The sequence below is a fragment of the Neisseria sp. genome, from assembly GCF_030530745.1.
In the GTDB taxonomy this organism is placed as follows: Bacteria; Pseudomonadota; Gammaproteobacteria; order Burkholderiales; family Neisseriaceae; genus Neisseria.
On the sequence record NZ_JAUMUI010000022.1, the window covers coordinates 22,217 to 28,892 of the forward strand.

The 6,676-nt window shown below is 51.8% G+C and carries 4 protein-coding genes and 1 tRNA gene; 3 read left to right on the forward strand and 2 right to left on the reverse strand.

Annotation, left to right across the window (positions count from 1 at the left end; all coding sequences use genetic code 11):
• Positions 1-261: 261 nt before the first annotated feature.
• Positions 262-1,410 carry a class I SAM-dependent methyltransferase gene (locus Q3970_RS08300; RefSeq protein WP_303100110.1) on the forward strand — a complete coding sequence of 383 codons (1,149 nt, stop codon included), beginning with the start codon at positions 262-264 and terminating at the stop codon, positions 1,408-1,410.
• Positions 1,411-1,483: 73 nt separating this feature from the next.
• Here the strand turns inward: Q3970_RS08300 and Q3970_RS08305 are convergent, their stop codons facing one another.
• Positions 1,484-3,790: a pilus assembly protein gene (locus tag Q3970_RS08305; RefSeq protein WP_303100111.1), complete on the reverse strand. Its 2,307-nt coding sequence runs from the start codon at positions 3,788-3,790 to the stop codon at positions 1,484-1,486.
• Positions 3,756-4,847 (reverse strand): vWA domain-containing protein, encoded by a 1,092-nt coding sequence (locus tag Q3970_RS08310; RefSeq protein WP_303100112.1) that lies wholly within the window; start codon positions 4,845-4,847, stop codon positions 3,756-3,758. Before Q3970_RS08310 ends, Q3970_RS08305 begins: the two co-directional genes overlap by 35 nt.
• Before the next feature lie 334 nt (positions 4,848-5,181).
• Here Q3970_RS08310 and Q3970_RS08315 point away from each other — a divergent pair.
• Together Q3970_RS08315 and Q3970_RS08320 are read left to right on the forward strand one after the other, a co-directional pair.
• A tRNA-Lys gene (locus Q3970_RS08315) sits at positions 5,182-5,257 on the forward strand.
• A 171-nt stretch (positions 5,258-5,428) separates the two neighbouring features.
• Complete coding sequence (locus Q3970_RS08320; protein WP_303100113.1) at positions 5,429-6,520, forward strand: NAD(P)-dependent alcohol dehydrogenase; 1,092 nt, start codon at positions 5,429-5,431, stop codon at positions 6,518-6,520.
• Positions 6,521-6,676 lie beyond the last annotated feature (156 nt).

Genomic DNA, 6,676 nt, shown 5'->3' on the forward strand with positions numbered 1-6,676 from the left:
CATGCCCACACTATATGCAATTTCAACATTGCGGTCAAACCCGCTTTTTCGAAAAAATAAATCAGTAAGACAAACACTTAAGCATCAAAAAAGCAGGCCGCACGCCCGCTTTATGCACCTGACACACATAAAATCACAATATCTAGTATCAATATTATATTAAAATTACAATATATAGTAAAAATCATGAAATAGAGTCTGTTTTCTAATAAAGGGTATAATCTCTCAGCCATTTGATAAAATTTACATGTTCTAACATTTATGACTGCGCAATTACCCGCCCCTTCTGCTGCCGCCGCAACATCCTCCGAAGCCTTGAAAAACCTGATTTCGGCCGATATCCGCGAATGCGGCGGCTGGATTCCGTTTTCCCGCTTCATGGAGCTGGCGCTCTATGCCCCCCGATACGGCTACTACACCGGCGGCGCGCACAAAATCGGAGCGGCAGGCGATTTTGTTACCGCCCCCACCCTCACTCCCTTGTTCGGCCGCGCACTCGCCAACCAACTTGCCCCGCTGCTGCCGCAAACCGACGGCAATATCTATGAATTCGGTGCCGGTACCGGCGAATTGGCCGCCGATTTGCTGCAATCACTTTCAGACGGCCTCAAGAATTACTATATCATTGAAATATCAAGCGAGCTGGCCGAACGCCAGCGTGATTTCATCTGCAAACACGTGCCGGAAGCGGCCGGGAAAGTTATCCATTTAACCGAATTGCCCGACACTTTCGACGGCATCATCATCGGCAACGAAGTGCTCGATGCCATGCCCTGCGAGCTTATCCGGCGCGAACACGGGCAGTTTTGGCAAATCGGTGTGGCGCTGGAGCATAATGCCTTCGTCCAAACCCCGCGCCCGCTTAACCAAGCCGGCTTGCTGGCAAGTGCCGCCGCCTGTTTTCCGCCCGACGAGCCGTACACCAGCGAGCTGCACCCCGCCCGACACGCTTTTATCCGCACACTGGCGGGCAAACTCGTGCGCGGCGGCATGATTTTCATCGACTACGGCTTCGACGCCGCCCGGTATTACCACCCGCAACGGCATATGGGCACCTTAATCGGGCACTACCGCCACCACACCGTACACGATCCGTTTTTTCATATCGGCCTCACCGATCTGACCGCCCATGTCAACTTCACCGATATTGCCCAAGCCGGCACCGACGGCGGTTTGGATTTAATCGGCTACACCACCCAGGCCAATTTCTTGATCAACCTCGGCATCACCGGCCTGCTGGCACAAACCGCCGAACCCGGAACACCCGCCTATATCCGCGAAACAACCGCCCTGCACAAGCTGTTGGGCCAGCACGAAATGGGCGAACTGTTTAAAGTGATGGCATTCGGGCGCGGCGTAGATGCAGATTGGCAGGGCTTTATATCGGGCGACATCTGCTACAAGCTTTAACGCTTTCTTTCTGCACGCTAAAGGCCGTCTGAAACATCCATGTTCAGACGGCCTTAAGAAAAACATAGCGGTATTAAAAGATTTCGCGCCACGAAATACGCTGTATGGCTGTTTTAGGGCAATAGAAAGACTGCACCCCCACCCCTGTTTCACTGCTGCCGTAAACTGCTTCGCAGCCCGACGGATCTCTTAGGGCGCTAAGGCCGGGCTTCAAATCCCTTCCGCTGCGCGAACCGCCGAATATATTGCGCGCAACACCGTTTTGCTGCAGCTTTACGGTGGAGAGGTTACCCGATTTGTATTCGCCGATATGATCCATATTGTCTTTCAAGAAGCGCAGGGCCACGGGGCGGCCGCCGGTTTCGGCATCCAAGGTCATAATGAAGCCGGAGGTTTGGGTTTCTCCTTCTGCAGTACAGCTGTTTTGAACTTCTTGTGATGCGGGATTGAAAACGGTGGTGCTGAATATTACGGTAGCCCCGCGGCGCCTGCTGCCGCCTATACCCGGTTTGTCCACGACACGCTCACCGTTTTGAGGATCAAGCTCCATATACCATCCCAAATGCGAACTTTCCAAGCCGCCTTGGCTGGTAAGCGTACGGGCGTTGTTTGCTTCAGAGAATGTGCGCTCTTTCAGCTGCACGCTCTCCTCGGTAAGCGGGTAGCCGGTGTTGGCGGTGCTCAAATCCCCTTCTTTTTCCGCATCGTCGGTGAGAGGATCTTGGATACCGTATAAACGCTGCACGGTTTTATCGTGCAAATCACTGGTATACAGCTCGCTGCCTGTGCCGAACAACACGGTTACCCGCCCGGTATTGCTGTTGCGGAACACTTCGGGGGCTGCGGTAATCGGCCGGGCTTCGCTTCCTTTGAATAAGATTTCCGCATTCCACTTGGAAACGTCTCCACGGAAATCGAAGCGGTAAAGGTTGCCGTTTTGGTCGCCTGCGTAGGCCACATCGAATACACCGTCATCATCGATATCCAAACCGGTTACGGCGGTCATCCCCCTGGGGGCGGTTGTTTTGATGTTGTTGGCCAGCCCCGCCGTGCTGATGTGTTTAACCACCTTGCCCGGTGCGCTGTTCGGGTTTACCTGGTTTGATTTGCCCGACAAGCCCGCATCCAGCCCCAAACTGTCCAATACATATACGGACGGGGCAGGATAAGAGCTGTTTCCTTTTTCATCTGCCGAGGCGGGCGGGTTGAAACCGCTGCCCAACACGGTAGCATAAAACAAGTCGTTTTCGGTTTTGTATTCGCTTTCTTTGGCCGCTTTGCTGCCGGCACGTGCCAACCTGCCGTTCATCGGCTCGCCGAACATATGGCCGATTCGGCTGTCGATTTCGTGGGCGCTGCCGATTTTTGGAGACGAGGTATCCCACAAGGGAACGCCGAAATAATCGGCTTGGCCGGGCGTGCCTATGCCGCTGCCGGAATTGGGCAGCCACAGATTATCGGCCTTATCCAAACCAATAGCGGTTCCCCCGTTGTTCTGCCCGGCAATGTTCAGGGCATAAGCGGCGCGCCCGCCCTCTCCCAATACGCCGGTCATAAACAGGCGGGAGCGGTTGTTGCCCGCATACGTTTCATACCAGCCGGCCGGGCCGTTAACCAGATTGACGTGGGTGCTGCCCCCGTAACCTTTACCGGCGGTTGTTTGCAAAGCAGTGTTGACGGTTTCCGTGCCGCTGCGTTTGGCCAAACCGGGAATATATTGGAACACGTCGGTATATTCGTGGCCTTCTTTGCCGTGTTTTTTAAAGATGTGCACCATACCGTCGTTTGAGCCTACGGCCAGGTATTCGCGTGCCGAATCGCCGTATCCGTATCCGTTTTTATTGTATATGCCCATGGCTGTCAGGCTGCCGCCCAATACATCGCCCAGATAGCGGTTTTTGTTTTGGGTGTCGTTGTGTTCGCGCACACGGTAGTCTCCCGATGCATCATCGGCACTGCCTTGGCGGGTCAGCCAGCGTACCAGTTTTTTCCATTGGCCGGCATCATCACCGTTCAAGCCGAAGGTATCGTTGCTCAAACCGCTGCTTTTTTCACTCAATATTCTCGGCCCGTTTTCCGTGCTGATAACGGTTACGGCGGTGCTTGGATTATAAGTAGGAAGTTTATATTTGGTAGGATCGATGCTGCCGTTTTCAGCCACTTCATAAAAACGCAGCTGGCTCGACCATTGCTCCGTATTCATCGAGAGCGTTTCTGCCGATTCGATTTTGCCGCCGGACGAAACGGAAGCCGTGGGCGTAACCCCTGCAAAATCGGCTGCCGCTACGGCAATATCCTTACTGATCTGATTAAGGGCATCTTGCAGCTGTGTTGAAGAGTTTGCATTAAAATAAGCCCCCCCCCCCCGCTTTTGCCGCATGGGAAAGCATGGGCACGTCGGCACCGAAGCCGATGGTGTATGTGGTAATGGTCTGCTTTGAAAAGTCGTTTTTAGGCGTTTTTTCATCAAACGACTTGCCTTCTTTGTCGGTGCCGCCCTGCATCATATCTTCCGTATGCGCGATACGGGCGAAATGGCTCATGCCCAGCTCGGTGTACATTTTGCAGGTGTCGCTGATGGTGCAGCTGAACGTATCTTCTCCTCCATATTCTTGTTTATCGCTAGAGGAGTTTTCAAGTGGCAAATTGGTAGCCACTCCTCCGAAGGGGCCTTTCTCATCGAATGCGGCTCCGAGCGGACGGGTACCTTCTGGTGCATTCATCGTATATTTGTCGTCTACTTTGTAATATGCCGCCGCATGGGTCTGCTCATACGTCCCTGCTTTATTGATACGATTATTAGGAGAGGTTTGCGGTTGGCCGTCTGAAATAAAAACGATAAAGTTTTTTTGGCAGCGGTATTCGATAGGGCTTTTATAGTCGATAGACTGATTTCTGCCCGCCTGATCCGGGTATGCGCCACTCATACCCCGATAGTATCGGAGCAATTCATAATATGCGGAAGTTGTCGGTGTGCCGCCTTTGAACACCAACCCGTCAAGAGCCCGGGTTAGTTCGGCATAATGGGCATCATTTTCTAAGTTGTTTTCATCAATATCACCAATGGGAACGCGGATATTGGCGCCATATACATACGGCGTCGGATGAGAACCGGTTTCAGAATCATTGAATGTGGCCAAACCCCAGCGGAGGTTGGCGGAGTTTCTGATAACGGTTTTTGCTGCGTTTATTGCCACAGTTTTTCTGATTTCGGAAGAACCGTTGCCTATTTCTTTCTCCATACTTCCCGATGTATCCATAAACAGCAATACGTTCGGTTTCACCTGCGCGGTGCCGCCGCTGAGCGACAGCGGCACAGTCGGAAAACCTGCCTCCACCGCTGCCAAGGCTTGGGAAGAAAACAAAGCAAAAACAACTGCCTGATAAGCAGGATTGAAATTAAAAAAGCGCTTGTTTTTACGGCGTGTTGATTTCATGACGTTATTTTCCTGTATATGTGTCTGCTTCATGCCTGCGGGCAAGTGAAAGCCCTTGTTATCGATTACAGGCCCATTGCGGCGGTACACCGTTTCTTAAGGAGGACCCTTGTGTAAAGCCATGGAAAAGCAAATGTAAAGATATTGTATGCATTATGCCACCCGGCAAAACATTTTGCATAAAAATAATGCCTGATTTTGACGGTTTATCTTGGATTTGTTGCATATTTCTGATTTTTAAGCCGGCTTATAAAAAACAGCCTGAACCACCGCACCCGCTTCCCGGCAAACTTGACCGATACGGAAAATATCAAATATAATTTCAAAATTCGCCGGGTCGTTAGCTCAGCTGGTAGAGCAGCGGACTTTTAATCCGTTGGTCGAAGGTTCGAATCCTTCACGACCCACCAAATTTTCCAAGCCTAAACAACTGTTTAGGCTTTTTTCTTTGCCACTGCCTATTTTGGGGTGTGCCAAATTTGTGCCGGACTTATTGTTTCATCAGAAATCAAAATCTCTATTAAGAGTATAATGAAAATTATATGCTTATCGATTTTTTAACTGAACAGAAAGGCAACAGCATGGAAATCAAAACAGCTTTGGTGAGGGAGCAAGGTGCCGGCATTGAAATCGTTTCCGCCCGTTTGGACGAACCCAAGCATTCGGAAGTGCTGGTCAGGATAGCCGCAACCGGCATCTGCCACACCGATTTAGCCGGGCGAGACGGCGGCGTAAGCCCTTATCCGCTCGCGCTGGGACACGAAGGCGCGGGAATAGTTGAAAAAGTCGGCAGCGGCGTTACTTCCGTTAGCCCGGGCGACCATGTGGTGATTGGTTTTTCTTCGTGCGGCCATTGCCACAACTGCCAAGACGGCCATCCCGGCATGTGTTTCGAATTCAACCGTTTGAATTTCGGCGGCAAATTCAAAGACGGCACTTGCCGCATCCATACCGATGACGGGTGGGAGGTTTCATCGTTTTTCGGCCAATCTTCATTATCTACTTATGCCGTAACAGACGAGCGCAATGTGGTGAAGGTGGATAAAGAGGTTGATATCCGGCTGCTGGGGCCCCTTGGCTGCGGCATGATGACGGGTGCGGGTACGGTTTTGAACTTTCTCAAGCCCAAATTCGGCGAATCCATTGCCGTGTTCGGCACAGGAGGCGTCGGGCTGGCGGCGGTGATGGCGGCCAAAATCATCGGCATGAAGCATATCGTTGCCGTGGATATTTTCGACAACCGTCTGGCGCTTGCCGAAGAGCTGGGCGCCACCGCAACCGTTAACAGCAAAAACAGCGATGTGCCAAAAGCCGTTAAAGCACTCTGCCCGAACGGCATCGACTATGCCGTGGATACGACCGGCGTTGCCCCCGTGTTCAAAACCGCACTTGCTTCGCTGAAGTTTGGCGGCAAACTGGCTGCCGTCGGCATCGGGGGCGACGTTACCTTAAACATTATGCAAGATATCCTTGCCGAGGCCAAAACGGTTTCGGGGGTGGTGGAAGGCGATTCTGTTCCGCAAATATTTATTCCGCAATTGGTTGATTATTATAAAAAAGGCTTGTTCCCGTTTGATAAGCTGATTAAATTTTACGATTATGCCGACATTAATCAGGCCATTGCCGATTCGTTAAGCGGCGAGGTGATCAAACCGGTTGTCGTGATGCCGTAAACGCAGCCTGCGTTTACTCGGAATAAACCGTTATGCCCGGGCTTGCCCCGGGTAAACGTGAATATTAACCGTTCAGGCCGTCTGAAAAGGTTTTCAGGCGACCGCACATTCGCCTAACAAGTGCAACTTTCCATCAACAAAAAAAGGCCGGTATGC

What these genes read in the sequence shown, in the direction of transcription:
- Q3970_RS08305 (WP_303100111.1), bottom strand. Translation starts at nt 3,790, where the DNA reads ATGCGGCAAAAGCGGGGGGGGGGGGCTTATTTTAATGCAAACTCTTCA.
- Q3970_RS08310 (WP_303100112.1), bottom strand. Translation starts at nt 4,847, where the DNA reads ATGAAATCAACACGCCGTAAAAACAAGCGCTTTTTTAATTTCAATCCT.
- Q3970_RS08300 (WP_303100110.1), top strand. Translation starts at nt 262, where the DNA reads ATGACTGCGCAATTACCCGCCCCTTCTGCTGCCGCCGCAACATCCTCC.
- Q3970_RS08320 (WP_303100113.1), top strand. Translation starts at nt 5,429, where the DNA reads ATGGAAATCAAAACAGCTTTGGTGAGGGAGCAAGGTGCCGGCATTGAA.